Genomic DNA, 14,573 nt, shown 5'->3' on the forward strand with positions numbered 1-14,573 from the left:
CTGCAACAATACTCGCGACGGAAACGCCGCACGGAGCATCACTCGCATGAAGGCAATGATTCTTGCCGCGGGGCGTGGCGAACGCATGCGCCCCCTGACCGACACCTGCCCCAAGCCACTGCTGAAAGTACGCGGCCGCCCGCTCATCGTCTGGCAGATTCTCAATCTGGTACGAGCCGGGATTACCGACATCGTCATCAATCACGCTCATCTTGGCCACATGATCGAGCAAGCGCTGGGAACGGGCGAGCAGTTTGGTGCGCGGATTCTTTATTCGCCGGAGGCACAGGCGCTGGAGACCGCTGGCGGCATTGCAAACGCTCGCCATCTGCTGGGCGAGGAACCTTTCATCGCGGTCTCGGGCGATATCTATACGCCACACTTCGATTACACAGAACTCATCAGTGCACTCGAAGATAACGATTTGTGGGGCAATCCGCTGCCGACGGATCAACGCGATGTGGCATGGCTGTATCTGGTCAAGAACCCGCCCTTCCATCCGCATGGCGATTTCGCCCTGCACAATTTTTCGCTGGCAAATGAAGGCGAGGAAAAGCTGACGTTTGCCAACATCGGCATCTATCGTCCGCAAATGTTCGATGGCATTACGCCGGGCGAACACGCCAAACTCGGTTCGCTGCTGCGCGAATATGCGGCGCGCGGACAGATCGGCGGCGATATCTATCGCGGCCAGTGGCATAACGTCGGCACCATCGAACAACTGGAAGAACTGAATTTGCCGCCCGGAGGAAACCGTCCATGAGCATCAACATCACGCCATTCGTCACACGTCGTGCCCGCCTGATCGCGCAGATGCAGGCAAAAGGCGGCGGTATTGCCATCATTCCGACCGCCCCAGAAGTCATGCGCAACCGCGATGCCGAATATCCGTATCGCCATGACAGCTACTTCTACTATCTTTCCGGCTTCACCGAACCGGAAGCCGTGATCGTGCTGGTCGCCGGCGCAAAGCCGCAAAGCATCCTGTTCTGCCGCGAAAAGAATCTGGAACGCGAAATCTGGGACGGCTTCCGCTACGGCCCCGAGGCTGCACGTGCCGCATTCGGCTTCGATGCCGCCTACGCGATCGATACCATCGACACGGAACTCCCAAAGCTGATGGCGAATGCGCAGGCGCTGTACTACGCGCTGGGCAGCGACAGCAAACTCGACGCACAAGTCCAGCGCTGGCTGCAATCGGTACGCACGCAAGCGCGTGCCGGTGTGACGCCACCGTCCGCCGCGTACGACGTCCAGATCATGCTCGACGAGATGCGCCTGATCAAGGATGCGAGCGAGATCGACCTCATGCAGCGTTCGGCCGATATTGCCGCCGCGGCACATCGTCGCGCCATGCAAATCGCGCGTCCGGGCTTGCGTGAATATCATCTGGAAGCAGAAATTCTGCATGAATTCCGTCGCAGCGGTTCGCAGTTCCCCGCCTACGGCTCGATCGTCGCCACGGGTGCCAATGCCTGTGTGCTGCACTACCGCGCCAGCGATACCGAGCTCAAGAATGGCGATTTGATACTGATCGATGCCGGCTGCGAACTCGATAGCTATGCTTCCGACATCACACGCACATTCCCGGCCAATGGCACATTCAGCGGTCCGCAAAAGGAACTGTATGAACTCGTGCTTGCGGCCCAAGATGCCGCCATCGCAGAAACACGACCCGGCAAACGCTTCATGGATGCCCACGATGCCGCCGTACGCATTCTCGCGCAAGGCATGCTGGATACCGGCCTGCTGGACAAGAAAAAGGTTGGCACACTCGACGATGTGATCGAAAAAGGCGACTACCGCCAGTTCTACATGCATCGCACCGGCCATTGGCTGGGCATGGATGTCCATGACGTAGGCGATTATCGCGATGCCGCCGCGCCGGGTGTCGATCGTCCATGGCGCACGCTGCAGGCGGGCATGGTCGTCACTGTCGAGCCAGGCATTTACGTACGGCCTGCCGAGGGTGTACCCGAACAGTATTGGGACATCGGCATTCGCATCGAAGACGATGTCCTTGTCACCGCGAACGGCATGCACATCCTGAGCGCGGCCGCACCCAAGACGGTCGCCGACATCGAAGCGTTGATGAACAATGCGTAACGCTCCGCAAACCTTCGACATTGCCATTTGTGGTGCCGGCCCGGTCGGACTGGCACTTGCCGCCCTGCTAATTCAGCAGGGACAGCGTGCCGAAGGTATGGCACTGATCGATGCGCGCCCGGCGGCGCAAGCCATGCGTGATCCGCGCTCGATCGCGCTATCATGGGGCAGCCGCCAGATTCTGGAACAGATCGCGGCCTGGCCCGCTGCCGCGACGGCCATCGAACAGATTCACGTCTCGCGGCGCGGTCATTTCGGCCGCACCATGATCGATCGTGCCGATTACGGCTTACCGGCACTGGGATATGTGCTGCGCTACGGCAGCATTGTCGAAACACTGGAAAACCGGCTGGCGGGTAGCGCGCTGCATGTCGTCCGCCCCGCTTCGGTGATCGGCATGACGGAAACCGGCGACGGTGCCAGCATCGAGCTGGCCGACCAGCCCGCCATCAACACACGCATCGTCATTCAAGCCGAAGGCGGCATTTTTGGCCAGCAAGAAAAGAAAACTCTGCACCGCGATTACCATCAGAGCGCAGTGGTTGCTCACATCAAGGTGGATGAGCCGGTCGCACATCGCGCTTTCGAACGCTTTTGCGACGAGGGACCGCTGGCCTTGCTACCGCAGGATGACGGTTACGCGCTGGTATGGTGCGTCAGCCCGCAGCGCGCCAGCTATCTACTGACGCTGGAAGACGCCAAGTTTCTGGCTGAACTGGAAGAAGCCTTTGGCACTCGGCTCGGCCGCTTCATCCAAACGTCGGCACGTCATGCCTTCCCGCTTGGCCTCAACGCCCAGGTTAAGGATCGTCCACGCAGCATCGCGATTGGCAATGCCGCTCAGACCCTGCATCCGGTTGCCGGGCAGGGACTCAACCTCGGATTGCGCGATGCGCACACGCTGTCGCGTCTGCTGCGCGAGCAAACACCGGTCGATGCATTGGCGAGCTTCTCTGCCACCAGAAAAAACGATCGCAGTCTCACCATTCACCTCACCGATCTGATGGCCCGTATTTTTGCCGGACAGACGGCAGGCAAGGTCCCGCAAAGCCTGCTCGGTTTGTCGCTGGGCATGATCGACGGCATTCGCCCGGCCAAAAAGTTGCTCGCGCAACAGATGATGTTCGGCCAGCGTTCCTGAAGCTTCCCCGTTTGCGGGCACAAAGCTTGCATGAAGGAAAACATTTGCCGCCGCCCCTCCAGCGGCGCGGATTGCGCAAAACCCCATCGATCCTTACAATGCCGGCAATGCCTCGACTTTACGTGCTTCTTGTTATGCTCCTGCTGCCCTTGCAATGGGCCTGGGGCAACACAACTTCGTGCCGGACAGAAATGCCTGCGCCAAGCTACGCCGTACCCGGCTCCTTTCTGCAGATGAGCGGCACCATTCCACCGGAAGCCGTCGTCAACGAACTTTCTCTGCTCGCCTCGGCAGATGAAAAAACGGCTTTTCCTGTTCCCGTCCCGTTCAACAATCCGGTCGTCTTGCTGGAATTGCAATGGTGGGAATTCGAAGTCGATGGCAAGCATGGCATCGTCTCCCAAGTCTCCGCACATGCCGATATGGAGCAACATCCCTGTCGCGCTTCGAAGGATGCATCTGCCTCGACGGTGCAATTGCCCGATCCGCAGGAATACGATGTGCCACTCGTGCTGACCTTCCATGAATCGGAACACGGCAATGCCTCCTTTGCCGCTGCCCTGCAGGCGCCGCCTGCCGCCCCCGTTTTCGCGACTTATCGCCCCCCGACACTGACGATCTGATCGTCTTTCTTCGCTGCACGGACGGTCGCTGATCGTCCCCCTTCTGCTGCGCGCTTGGCGCACGGCAGGTCTTTTTCACGGAAATCATGAAGCCCATCACACTTATCACGGCAGTGTGTCTGGCAGTAGCTTGCTCGCAGGCTTCTGCCCAGTCGTACACACTGGACCAATTGCTCTCCCTTGCATTGCAAGGCAACCGGGGCGTCGCTGCTAGTGCGGCACAAGTCGAGGCCGCACGCGCCGGCGTTACCTCGGCCGGCGCCTATCCCAATCCTGAAATCGAGTACACAGCCGGTCGCGTGGGCGCACGCGTACCCGGTGTCATGACCGGCAATGGTCAGACCATTTCCCTGACACAGCGTGTGGATCTGCCGAACCAGCGCTATCTGCGTCAGGAAATGGCACGCCGCACGCTGGATGTCAGCACGGCTGGACAGACGCAGTTTGCGGCGGAACTGATCGCTAAGGTCAAGCATGGCTACTATGAAACGCTGCGTCGCGAAGCAGAATTTCAAGCTGCGCTGGAAGACATGCAATTGACACAGCAACTTTATGACCGTGCGCAAGTGCGTGTCGAAGTCGGTGAAGCGCCCAAGTACGAATCGATCCGCGTGGCGGCTGAATTGCTGAACGCGCAAAAGAACAGCCAGAGCACGCTGTTACGTGCCAACCAGGCCAAATCTACCTTGCGTCAATATGTTGGCCGCGACCTGCCGCCGACCTTTTCGGTCGCAGGCAAGATGAACGAGATTCCACCGCTGGCGCCTCTTGAGCAATTGCGCCAGCAGATGCTGGACAAGAATCCCGAGCTGCGACAATCGCGCCTGCAATTGCAGCGTGCCGGCATTGCCGTCGATTATCAGCGTTCTTTACGCATGCCTTCGCTGGCACTGAGAGCCACTTCCAGCAGCGACCCCGAGAACCGAAATACCCAGTTCGGCGTGGTGATGAGCGTGCCGTTGTGGGATCAGAATCGCGGTCCCATCAACGAAGCTTCCGCCAATGCAATGCGTCTGCGTTATGAACTGGAAGCACGCGAATTCGAACTGGCACAGCATCTGGACACCGCTTACCAGCAATATCAGATTGCCGCCTCGCAGGTGGAAGCCTTGGAATCCGGCATCGTGCGCCAAGCTGAAAGTGCCTTGCGCGTGGCGGAAGCGGCTTATCGCTACGGCGAGCGCGGCATCATCGACTATCTCGATGCCCAGCGTGTACTGCGCGTCGCCCGCAACGATCTGATCGCCGCCCAATTTGATCTACAAATCGCCGTCATCGAAATCGAACGACTGTTGGCCAACCCTACTACAGGTAACACACCATGATGCCCCGCATTCTCCCTCTTGCCGCGTTGATGACGCTTTGCTTTTCCCTGGTTGCCTGCGGCGACAAGAAACCAACCGAAACCGCCGAGCCGGCACAGAAAACCGACCCCAATCTCGTCATCGCCGATGAAGCCATGCGTAGCCGTCTGAAGATCGGCGTCGTCGAACTGGCACCGTTCAGCGAAGTACTGCGCGTACCCGGCCTGATCGATTTCGATCAGCAGCGTATGGCACGCCTGAGCGCACCGGTCACCGGTCGCGTCACCGATATTTCTGCCACCATCGGACAGGCCGTTAAACCGGGCGATGTACTGGCACGCCTGCACAGTACAGAACTGGGTAGCGCACAACTTGCGTTCCTGAAGGCGCGTGCGCAATCGCAACTGCAAGCGGAAAATCAGGAGCGTGCGCGCTTGCTGTTTGCTGCCGACGTCATCGGTAAGGCCGAATTGCAACGACGCGAAAACGAATACGCGATTGCCGCTGCCGAAGCACGTGGCGCATCGGATCAGTTGCGCGTACTCGGCATGTCGGCAGGCAGCATCGCGCAAATGAGCAAGAACGGCGAGATTAATTCGACACTCCCGATCGTTTCCACGCTGCGCGGTGCGTTGGTGGAATTCAAGGTCGCGCCCGGCCAGGTTGTGCAACCGACAGACACCCTGTTCACGGTGGCTGATCTGTCTCGCGTATGGGCGGTAGCAGACGTGCCGGAACAGCAAGCCGATCTGGTCGCTGTCGGGCAGTTGGTCGATATTGAAATTCCGGCATTGGGCAACCGCAAGATTGCCGGCGAATTGATTCAGGTCGGACAGATCGTCGATCCCGCCACTCGTACCGTCAAGGTCCGCACGGCACTCGACAATCAGGACGGCCGTCTCAAACCGGCGATGCTGGCCACCATGCTGATCACCAGCCGTCCCACCGAGCAACTGGTCATTCCGGCTTCCGCCGTCGTGCGTTTCGAAAACGAGGATCTGGTTTTTGTCGAAACCAAGGAGAACCAGTATCGCGCCACGCAGGTGCAACTGGGGCAATCGCATAACGGGATACGCACCATCGTTTCGGGCTTGAAAGCGGGTGACCGCATCGTGACCGATGGCGCCTTCCATCTGAATAACCAGCGTACCGGTATCGCCCAGGAGTAAAGCCATGCTACAACAGACAATCCGCACTGCCCTGCAGCAGCGGCTGATCATTGTCGTCCTGGCCGTGATCGCCCTTGTGGTGGGCGTGGACGCCATGCGCAAGCTATCGGTCGATGCTTTCCCCGATGTGACCAATGTACAGGTGCAGATTGCCACCGATGCAACCGGTCGCTCGCCTGAAGAAGTCGAACGCTTCGTCACCGTCCCGATCGAGATCGCCATGACCGGCCTGCCCGGCCTGGAAGAAATGCGCTCGCTCAACAAACCCGGTCTGTCGCTGATCACGCTCGTGTTCACCGATGCCACCGATGTGTATTTTGCGCGGCAACTCGTGATGGAGCGCCTGATCGAGATCGGTTCGCGCATGCCGAATGGCGTGACACCCGTACTAGGGCCGGTATCCACAGGACTCGGCGAGGTGTATCAGTACACACTCGACAAACCCGACGACGGCAACCGCGAACTCACGCAGAAGGAGTTGACCGAACGTCGTATCGTGCAGGACTGGATTGTGCGTCCGCTGCTGCGTTCCATCCCGCAAGTTGCCGAGATCAATTCGCAAGGTGGCTACGTCAAGCAGTATCAGGTGCAGGTCAATCCCGAGCGCATGAATCACTACGGCATCTCGCTCAAGCAAGTGTACGAAGGACTGGCCCGCAACAATGCCAACTCGGGTGGCGGTATCCTGCCGCACTATGCCGAGCAATACCTGATTCGCGGTGTGGGCCTGATCGAAAATCTGGAGGACATCAGCAACATCGTGCTGTCCGAATCCAACGGCACCCCTGTGTACATACGCGATGTGGCGCAGGTCACGATGGGTCACGAAGTCCGCTACGGAGCCGTGGTCAAGAATGGTGTGACCGAATCGGTCGGCGGCATCGTGATGATGATGCGAGGCGGCAATGCAAAGGAAGTCGTGTCGCGCATCAAGGATCGCGTGGAGGAAATCAACAGTCAGGGCATGCTGCCTGACGGCTTGCAGATCGTGCCGTATTACGACCGCAGCGAGCTCGTGGATGCGGCGTTGTGGACGGTTGCCAAAGTGCTGCTCGAAGGTGTCGCACTGGTGGTGATCGTGCTGTTCATATTCCTCGGCGATGTCCGGTCTTCATTGATTGTCGTTGCAACGCTGGTGCTGACCCCCTTGCTGACGTTCTTCTTCATGAACCAGCTTGGCATATCGGCCAACCTGATGTCGCTTGGCGGCTTGGCAGTGGCAATCGGTCTGATGGTGGACGGCTCGGTGGTGGTGGTGGAAAACGCGTTCGAACATCTGGGCAGACCGAACAAGTACGGCAAGCGGAAGATTCAGATCATCCTCAATGCAGTACTGGAAGTGGCGACACCGGTCGTGTTCGGCATCGGCATCATCATTCTCGTCTTCCTGCCGCTGATGACACTGCAAGGCATGGAGGGCAAGATGTTTGCGCCGCTTGCCTACACCATTGCGATTGCCCTCGCGATCTCGCTGCTGCTATCGATGACGCTGTCGCCCGTGCTGTCCTTCTATCTGCTCAAGGGTGGCGCTGAACACGATACGCGCGTCATCGCCTTCATGAAGCGTCACTATCTGCGCATGCTGGATTGGGTGCTGAACAATGCCAAGAAGACGCTGATTCTCGCGGTTGGCGCGTTCGCCGCGTCAGTGGCAATTCTGCCGCTGCTGGGAACTGCCTTCATTCCCGAAATGAAGGAAGGTTCCATCGTTCCCGGGATCAACCGGGTGCCGAACATTTCGCTGGAAGAATCGATCGCGCTAGAGAAACAAGCCATGGGCATCATCATGGAAGTACCCGGTGTGAAATCTGCGATCTCTGGCGTCGGCCGCGGTGAAAGTCCGGCAGATCCGCAAGCGCAAAACGAATCGACACCGATTGTGAGTCTGAAACCGAAGAAGGAGTGGCCTGAAGGCTGGACGCAAGACACCATCACGGCAGAAATTCAAAAACGCCTTGCCGTGATTCCGAGTGCACAAATCGTGATGGCTCAACCGATTTCGGATCGCGTCGATGAAATGGTCACGGGCGTGCGTTCCGATGTCGCCGTGAAGATCTTCGGTGAAGACCTCGACCGGCTGCTGCAGAAAGCACATGAAATCGCACGCGTGGCCGGTACGGTGCAAGGCGCGCGTGACATTCGTGTCGATCGCGTCAGCGGCCAGCAATATCTGTCGATCAACATCGATCGACAGGCGATTGCCCGTTACGGTCTGAATGTATCGGATGTGCATGACGTCATTGAGGTCGCAATCGCCGGCAAGACAGCGACCGAAATCTACGAAGGCGAACGTCGCTTCTCGGCCGCAGTGCGCTTGCCCGAAAGTTTCCGTGGCGATGTACAGGCGATTCGCCAGATTCTGCTGACCACACCGCATGGCATTCGTGTCCCGCTCGATAGTCTCGCCAAGATCGAAGTGCGCGACGGACCGGCGCAAGTCAGCCGTGAAGGCGGTAAACGTCGCGTGGTCGTTGCCATTAACGTAGAGAATCGGGATCTGGGCGGTTTCGTGGCCGAACTCCAGCAGGTCGTTACCAGCAAGGTGAAACTGCCTTCGGGTTACTACTTCGAGTGGGGTGGGCAGTTCCAGAACATGGAACGCGCACTCGGCCATCTGGCTATCATCGTACCGGCCACGGTTGCAGCAATTTTCTTCCTGCTGTTCCTGCTGTTCAATTCGGTTCGATACGCCACCTTGATTATCACCGTGCTGCCATTCGCATCGATCGGCGGCATCATCGGCCTGTTCGTCACCGGCGAGTATCTGTCGGTGCCGGCATCGGTCGGCTTCATCGCACTATGGGGTATTGCGGTGTTGAACGGCGTGGTGATGGTGTCGTACATCAGAAAACTGCGCACTGATGGCATGGAATTGGCCGAAGCGGTCGTGAAAGGCGCCACCATGCGTTTCCGTCCGGTGATGATGACAGCCACCGTCGCGATGCTGGGCCTCGTACCTTTCCTGTTTGCCAGCGGTCCCGGCTCAGAAGTGCAGAAGCCGTTGGCAGTCGTTGTGATCGGTGGCCTCATCACATGTACCGCATTGACCTTGCTTGTGCTGCCAGTGCTGTACCGCTGGTTCGATGACAATCCGGGCGAAGCGTAATCGCGTATTGCCTCACTTAACAGGATGCTGCGCGCGGCATCCTCTTCTGATCCGCACAAGGAGTACCGCAGATGAAAGAAATCAAGGCCATCATCCGCCCCGAACGACTCGATGAAATCAGCCAGGCACTACGCAACATGCCCGGCTTTCCCGGCATGACGGTCACCGAGGTCAAGGGACGTAGCGCACCTATACGGCACCAGCCGCAAAATATCGACGAAGAATTACTCGACTACTCGCCGAAGATTCGTATCGATATCGTGGCCGAAGACGACCATGCCAGAACGCTTTACGAAACGATCCGTCAACTTGGTTCCACACGCCACATCGGCGACGGTATTGTTTGGATGACGCATGTAGAGGCATTCGATTACATCTGGCATCCGGGCGATTGAGTTGGCGCGTGCCAAAAAACAAAAAACCCGCCTAGGCGGGTTTTTTAATGGATTGCTTGTTTTACGCCAGCTAGCGACAACAGAAGCGGGAAATAAGACGCCGACTCAGACGCCGACTTCCGCCTCGCGGAAAGCTGCCCAGTTCACCTGCGCGGCTTTTCTCACACCGCCATCGGTCATCGTTTCGAAGCAACGTGCCTTGGTGGTTTGAATGGCATCGATGAGGAAGTCAGGATCATAGGCCGACAACAGATGCGATTGATGCGTCTTCATGTACGCCTTGATCCACTCACGCTCGCAAGGCAGGCTTTGCAGATTGTGGAAAGTTTCATCGTCCCAGTGCCAACTGAGGCCAAGCTCGTAGAAAGCGGCATTGTATGCGGCCAGATGACACGTCACAGCCGGACCAATCGGGCATTGTTCGAGTACGGTAGTCGTCATGTTTGCTCTCCTCGCAGCCTGATGTGCTGCACGCGGACTAGGAATGGTCTGCATGTTTAGCCGACCTTTGAGAGCATCGTAATCGCCGCAAACGATTACGTATAGTTAAAGTATTTAATGTGTACCATTACCTATTATTTATAACTAGTTCGCGAGGCATTGCCTCGCCGCCAGCTTTCTTGACACCCGTCATAGGCGAATTGCACGAATCACGGTAGCCTTCGTTCTTGCTTTAACGTCTCTACCAGTTGCAGTTCGCTCATCCATGTTTTCACGGTCTTCATCATGAAAGTCATCGTCCTCGGTTCCGGCATTATCGGTACCGCTTCCGCCTGGTTCCTCAACAAGGCCGGACATGATGTCTCCGTCGTGGATCGGCAACCCGGTCCGGCTCAGGAAACCAGCTTTGCCAACGGTTGCCAGATCTCGGTATCGCATGCCACGCCGTGGGCCAACAAGACCGCACCACTGACCATTCTGAAATCGCTGGGCCGTGAGGATGCGCCGCTTCTGTATCGTTTCCGTCCCGAATGGCTGCAATGGCAATGGGGCGCTCATTTTCTGCGCGAATGCCTGCCATCGCGCACCGCCTATAACATCCGCCAGATCGTCGCGATTGCCGAATACAGCCGGCAGACCTTGCAAGCTGTGCGCGCTGAAACCGGCATCGACTATCACTGCCTGACGCGTGGCATCCTGCATTTCTATACGGATCAGCGCGAATTTGACAATTCGCTGGCATCGGCCGCCCTCATGCGTGAACTGGGTTGCGCGCGTGATCCCTTGGCGGTCGAAGAAGCCATTCGCCTGGAACCCGCGCTGGCATCGATACGTACGCAATTGGTTGGCGCCGACTTCACGCCGACAGACGAATCGGGCGACATTCATCGCTTCACCAGCGGCCTGGCTGCCAAGGCAGCCGAGCAAGGGGTCCAATTCCACTTCAATCACACGGTGACACGTCTGATCACGCAAGGCAGCGGCGCTGCTACTCGTGTTACAGGCGTTGAAGTGATTGATGCCGAAGGCAGACATCGCACCTTGCAGGCCGATGCTTTCGTGATGGCAATGGGTAGTTTTTCGGTCGCCATGCTGAAGCCGCTCGGCATTCCCTTGATGATTTATCCAGGCAAGGGCTATTCGGCGACCTACCCGATTCTGGCCCCGGCAGCCGCACCCACAATCTCGCTTATCGACGATGGTTACAAGCTGGTGGTGTCGCGCCTCGGCGATCAATTGCGCGTTGCCGGTACCTGCGAATTCAATGGCTATTCGCGCGAATTGAATCCGACGCGTTGCGAAGCGATTACACGCCGCACCAAGGAATTGTTTCCGACCGCCTGCGACTACGATGCACCGACCTACTGGGCGGGCTTGCGGCCGTTGACACCATCCAATGTGCCGTACATTGGCAAAACGAAAATTGCCAACCTGTATCTCAACACCGGACACGGTTCGCTGGGCTGGACCATGGGTTGCGGTTCCGGCAAGGCGATCGCAGACATCGTCTCCGGCAAGATTCCCGATGTGAACTTCCGTTTTAGCGGCATGCCGGCCCGCGCCGTTCAGCTTGCGACATCCACTTCTGATACCTTCACCGCATCTGGCGATCAGCGTACGTAACGACCGTCCTTACCAATCAGGGTTAGCTCGACGAAATCGCTGCCGCTATGATCACGCTCGCTATAGCTGATCAGCACACCGCCGATATCGACGCGCTGCATGGATTCCATCGCCTTGATCAAGCCTTCGCGCGTCGGGTTACGTCCAGCGCGACGCAAACCTTCCACCAGTACCTTGGCCGACATGAATCCCTCCATCGCGGCATAGGAGACTGTGACATTCGCGGCCTTGGCGATCGCCTGGAACTCTTTGCCCAGTCCACTGACCGATGATGTCGGCGGCGGCGTGATCTGGGTGACCACCACACCCACGCCGTCCTTGCCCAGATCTTGAATGAAATCCTGTGAGGAATTATTCGATAGCGTCATCAACTGCATGCGACTGCCCTGCGCACGAATCGCCTTGATGATTTCCACCGTATTCACACCGGAACTGACGATGATCAGTGCATCAGGATTGGCGGCGATCAGTTTTCTGGCCGTCTCCTGCACATTCGGCTTGTGACGCGAAAAAATTTCGATGACGGCCGGCGTGAGTTTGAAATGCGCCATCCCCTTGTTGAAACCATTGAGGCCATCCAATCCCAAGGGGTCGTCTTTTTCGTACGTGAGCAGCGCAATATTCTTCATTCCCAGCGTATGGAAATGCTCGATGCCCTTGAAGACCTCATCCTGATACTTTGCACGCACGTTGAACACCATGCGCTGTACCGGCATATGCAGACTTTCAGCGCCTGTACTGGGAGCAATCAATGCGACCTTGTGCTTGCTCAGCTCGGGCACGACCGCTAGCGTCTGCGGCGTACCACGGCTCTGGAACAGGGCGAACACATGTTCGTTGTCGATCAGCGTTCTGGCATTGGCTGCCGCTTTCTCTGGCTGGTACTGATCGTCCAGCGTACGCAGTTCGATGCGCCGGCCATTGACGCCACCTTGCTTGTTGATATGCGCCAGATACGCACGCGCACCATCGTTCATTTCCTTGACCGTGTCGGCAATCGGCCCGGTCACTCCAATACTTTGCCCGATCAGGATCGTGCTGTCGCTTATTCCCTCTTCAGCCATGGCGCATTGCGCTGAAACCAGCAGCATGGCCGCGATGGTCGTTTTCCATATGAAACGCATCACTCCTCCTCTTTTCTTCAGACTTTGTGTCCGCCAGACAGGACGCATCTTGATGTGCGCTGTAATCCCTTGGCCCTGTGGACGATGCTGAAGATTGCCTGACTACAATCGTGCAAGCAAGCAATACCTCGCAAAGCCACTACGTCGTTATTCGGGCAAGCCTTTTTTGAGACACCATTTTGCAAAGGCAAAAAAAAGCCCCTCTTTCGAGGGGCTTTTCGTAGGCAATCGCCAAGGATTACGAAATCACGCGATCAGCGCGCAGATCTTCGATTTCCGCTTTCGAGTAACCGAGCTGCGACAGCACTTCTTCGTTATGCTCACCCAGCAGAGGCGAACGCACGATGTCAGTCGGACTGTCCGACAGTTTGATCGGGTTACCAACCGTCAGATACTTGCCGCGAACTGGGTGATCGACTTCAACGATCGTACCGGTATCGCGCAGTGCCTGTTCTTCGGCGATTTCCTTCATCGACAGAACCGGACCGCAAGGAATATCGTATTGATTCAGGATATCCATCGCTTCAAATTTGGTCTTGGTCTTGGTCCACTCTTCAACCGTAGCGAAGATGTTTTTCAAGTGCGGCAGACGCGTTGCTGGCGTTGCGTACTCTGGATCGGTCAGCCATTCTTCCTTGCCGATCACCTTGCAGATCTGCTCCCAGACTGGTGCCTGGGTGATGAAGTAGATGTAGGCGTTCGGATCGGTTTCCCAACCTTTGCACTTCAGAATCGAACCAGGCTGACCACCACCCGATGCGTTACCAGCACGCGGCACGGCATCGCCGAACTCGGTACCTGGATACTGTGGATATTCCTTCATGACGCCGGTGCGCTCCAGACGTTGCTGATCGCGCAGCTTGACGCGGCACAGATTCAGAACAGCATCCTGCATGGCAGCCAGAACGCGCTGACCACGGCCCGTCGTTTGACGCTGAATCAGCGCAGCCATGATACCCAGTGCCAGGTGCATACCGGTACCGGTATCACCGATCTGTGCACCGGTCACGAGTGGAGGACCATCGTCGAAACCGGTGGTCGATGCAGCACCGCCTGCGCATTGCGCGACGTTTTCATACACTTTGCAGTTTTCGTAAGGACCAGGACCGAAGCCTTTGACCGAAGCCATAATCATCTTCGGGTTCAGTTCCTGAATGCGCTCCCACGAGAAGCCCATACGATCCAGCGCGCCAGGAGCAAAGTTTTCAACCAGAACGTCGCACTCCTTGATCAGCTTTTCAAGAACAGCTTTACCCTTTGGGTTTTTGGTATCGAGCGTGATCGAACGCTTGTTGCTGTTCAGCATCGTGAAGTACAAGCTGTCCGCTTCCGGAATATCGCGCAACTGGCTACGTGTTACGTCGCCTTCACCTGCGCGCTCCACCTTGATGACGTCTGCACCAAACCATGCCAGCAACTGCGTGCAGGCTGGGCCGGATTGCACGTGCGTGAAATCAAGAATGCGGTAACCGCTTAATGCCTTACTCATCACTACTCCTTTGTTTTACAAAAAAGCGCGAGCGAACATGAGTCCGCTTCGC

Annotated in this window: 12 protein-coding genes; 9 read left to right on the forward strand and 3 right to left on the reverse strand. The window is 57.4% G+C overall.

All coding sequences use genetic code 11. The features are described 5' to 3' along the window. The first annotated feature begins 46 nt into the window (after positions 1-46). From murU to QZ725_RS12185, 8 genes are all read left to right on the forward strand, one after another. Positions 47-763: an N-acetylmuramate alpha-1-phosphate uridylyltransferase MurU gene (murU, locus tag QZ725_RS12150; RefSeq protein ID WP_293779866.1), complete on the forward strand. Its 717-nt coding sequence runs from the start codon at positions 47-49 to the stop codon at positions 761-763. Further along, on the forward strand, positions 760-2,106 hold the full coding sequence (locus tag QZ725_RS12155) for an aminopeptidase P N-terminal domain-containing protein (protein WP_293779868.1): 1,347 nt from the start codon (positions 760-762) through the stop codon (positions 2,104-2,106). Before murU ends, QZ725_RS12155 begins: the two co-directional genes overlap by 4 nt. After that, entirely contained in the window at positions 2,099-3,247 is a 1,149-nt protein-coding gene (locus QZ725_RS12160; RefSeq protein WP_293779870.1) for a UbiH/UbiF/VisC/COQ6 family ubiquinone biosynthesis hydroxylase, read from the forward strand. The genes QZ725_RS12155 and QZ725_RS12160 overlap by 8 nt, the downstream gene beginning before the upstream one ends. A gap of 191 nt (positions 3,248-3,438) precedes the next feature. Continuing rightward, complete coding sequence (locus tag QZ725_RS12165; protein WP_293779872.1) at positions 3,439-3,870, forward strand: hypothetical protein; 432 nt, start codon at positions 3,439-3,441, stop codon at positions 3,868-3,870. A gap of 86 nt (positions 3,871-3,956) precedes the next feature. Continuing rightward, positions 3,957-5,195: a TolC family protein gene (locus QZ725_RS12170; protein ID WP_293779874.1), complete on the forward strand. Its 1,239-nt coding sequence runs from the start codon at positions 3,957-3,959 to the stop codon at positions 5,193-5,195. Beyond that, a complete protein-coding gene (locus QZ725_RS12175; protein ID WP_293779876.1) occupies positions 5,192-6,343 on the forward strand; it encodes an efflux RND transporter periplasmic adaptor subunit in 1,152 nt (383 codons plus the stop codon). Before QZ725_RS12170 ends, QZ725_RS12175 begins: the two co-directional genes overlap by 4 nt. A gap of 4 nt (positions 6,344-6,347) precedes the next feature. Continuing rightward, on the forward strand, positions 6,348-9,449 hold the full coding sequence (locus tag QZ725_RS12180; protein ID WP_293779878.1) for an efflux RND transporter permease subunit: 3,102 nt from the start codon (positions 6,348-6,350) through the stop codon (positions 9,447-9,449). 71 nt (positions 9,450-9,520) lie between these two features. Beyond that, complete coding sequence (locus QZ725_RS12185; RefSeq protein WP_293779880.1) at positions 9,521-9,844, forward strand: P-II family nitrogen regulator; 324 nt, start codon at positions 9,521-9,523, stop codon at positions 9,842-9,844. Between the two features lie 105 nt (positions 9,845-9,949). On the opposite strand, the gene QZ725_RS12190 is transcribed toward QZ725_RS12185, so the two are convergent. Beyond that, positions 9,950-10,285, reverse strand: coding sequence for a hypothetical protein (locus QZ725_RS12190; protein WP_293779882.1), 336 nt, complete (start codon positions 10,283-10,285; stop codon positions 9,950-9,952). Between the two features lie 285 nt (positions 10,286-10,570). On the opposite strand from QZ725_RS12190, the gene QZ725_RS12195 reads away from it, so the two are divergent. Further along, the gene (locus QZ725_RS12195) at positions 10,571-11,908 is read left to right on the forward strand and encodes a D-amino acid dehydrogenase (RefSeq protein ID WP_293779884.1); all 1,338 of its coding nucleotides are present in this window, start codon (positions 10,571-10,573) and stop codon (positions 11,906-11,908) included. On the opposite strand, the gene QZ725_RS12200 is transcribed toward QZ725_RS12195, so the two are convergent. Next, the gene (locus QZ725_RS12200; protein WP_293779886.1) at positions 11,896-13,032 is read right to left on the reverse strand and encodes an ABC transporter substrate-binding protein; all 1,137 of its coding nucleotides are present in this window, start codon (positions 13,030-13,032) and stop codon (positions 11,896-11,898) included. The two genes, QZ725_RS12195 and QZ725_RS12200, sit on opposite strands and share 13 nt — an antisense overlap. Before the next feature lie 238 nt (positions 13,033-13,270). Then, on the reverse strand, positions 13,271-14,521 hold the full coding sequence (frc, locus tag QZ725_RS12205) for a formyl-CoA transferase (protein ID WP_293779888.1): 1,251 nt from the start codon (positions 14,519-14,521) through the stop codon (positions 13,271-13,273). Positions 14,522-14,573 lie beyond the last annotated feature (52 nt).

It is taken from the genome of uncultured Oxalicibacterium sp., from assembly GCF_913776015.1.
In the GTDB taxonomy this organism is placed as follows: Bacteria; Pseudomonadota; Gammaproteobacteria; order Burkholderiales; family Burkholderiaceae_D; genus Oxalicibacterium.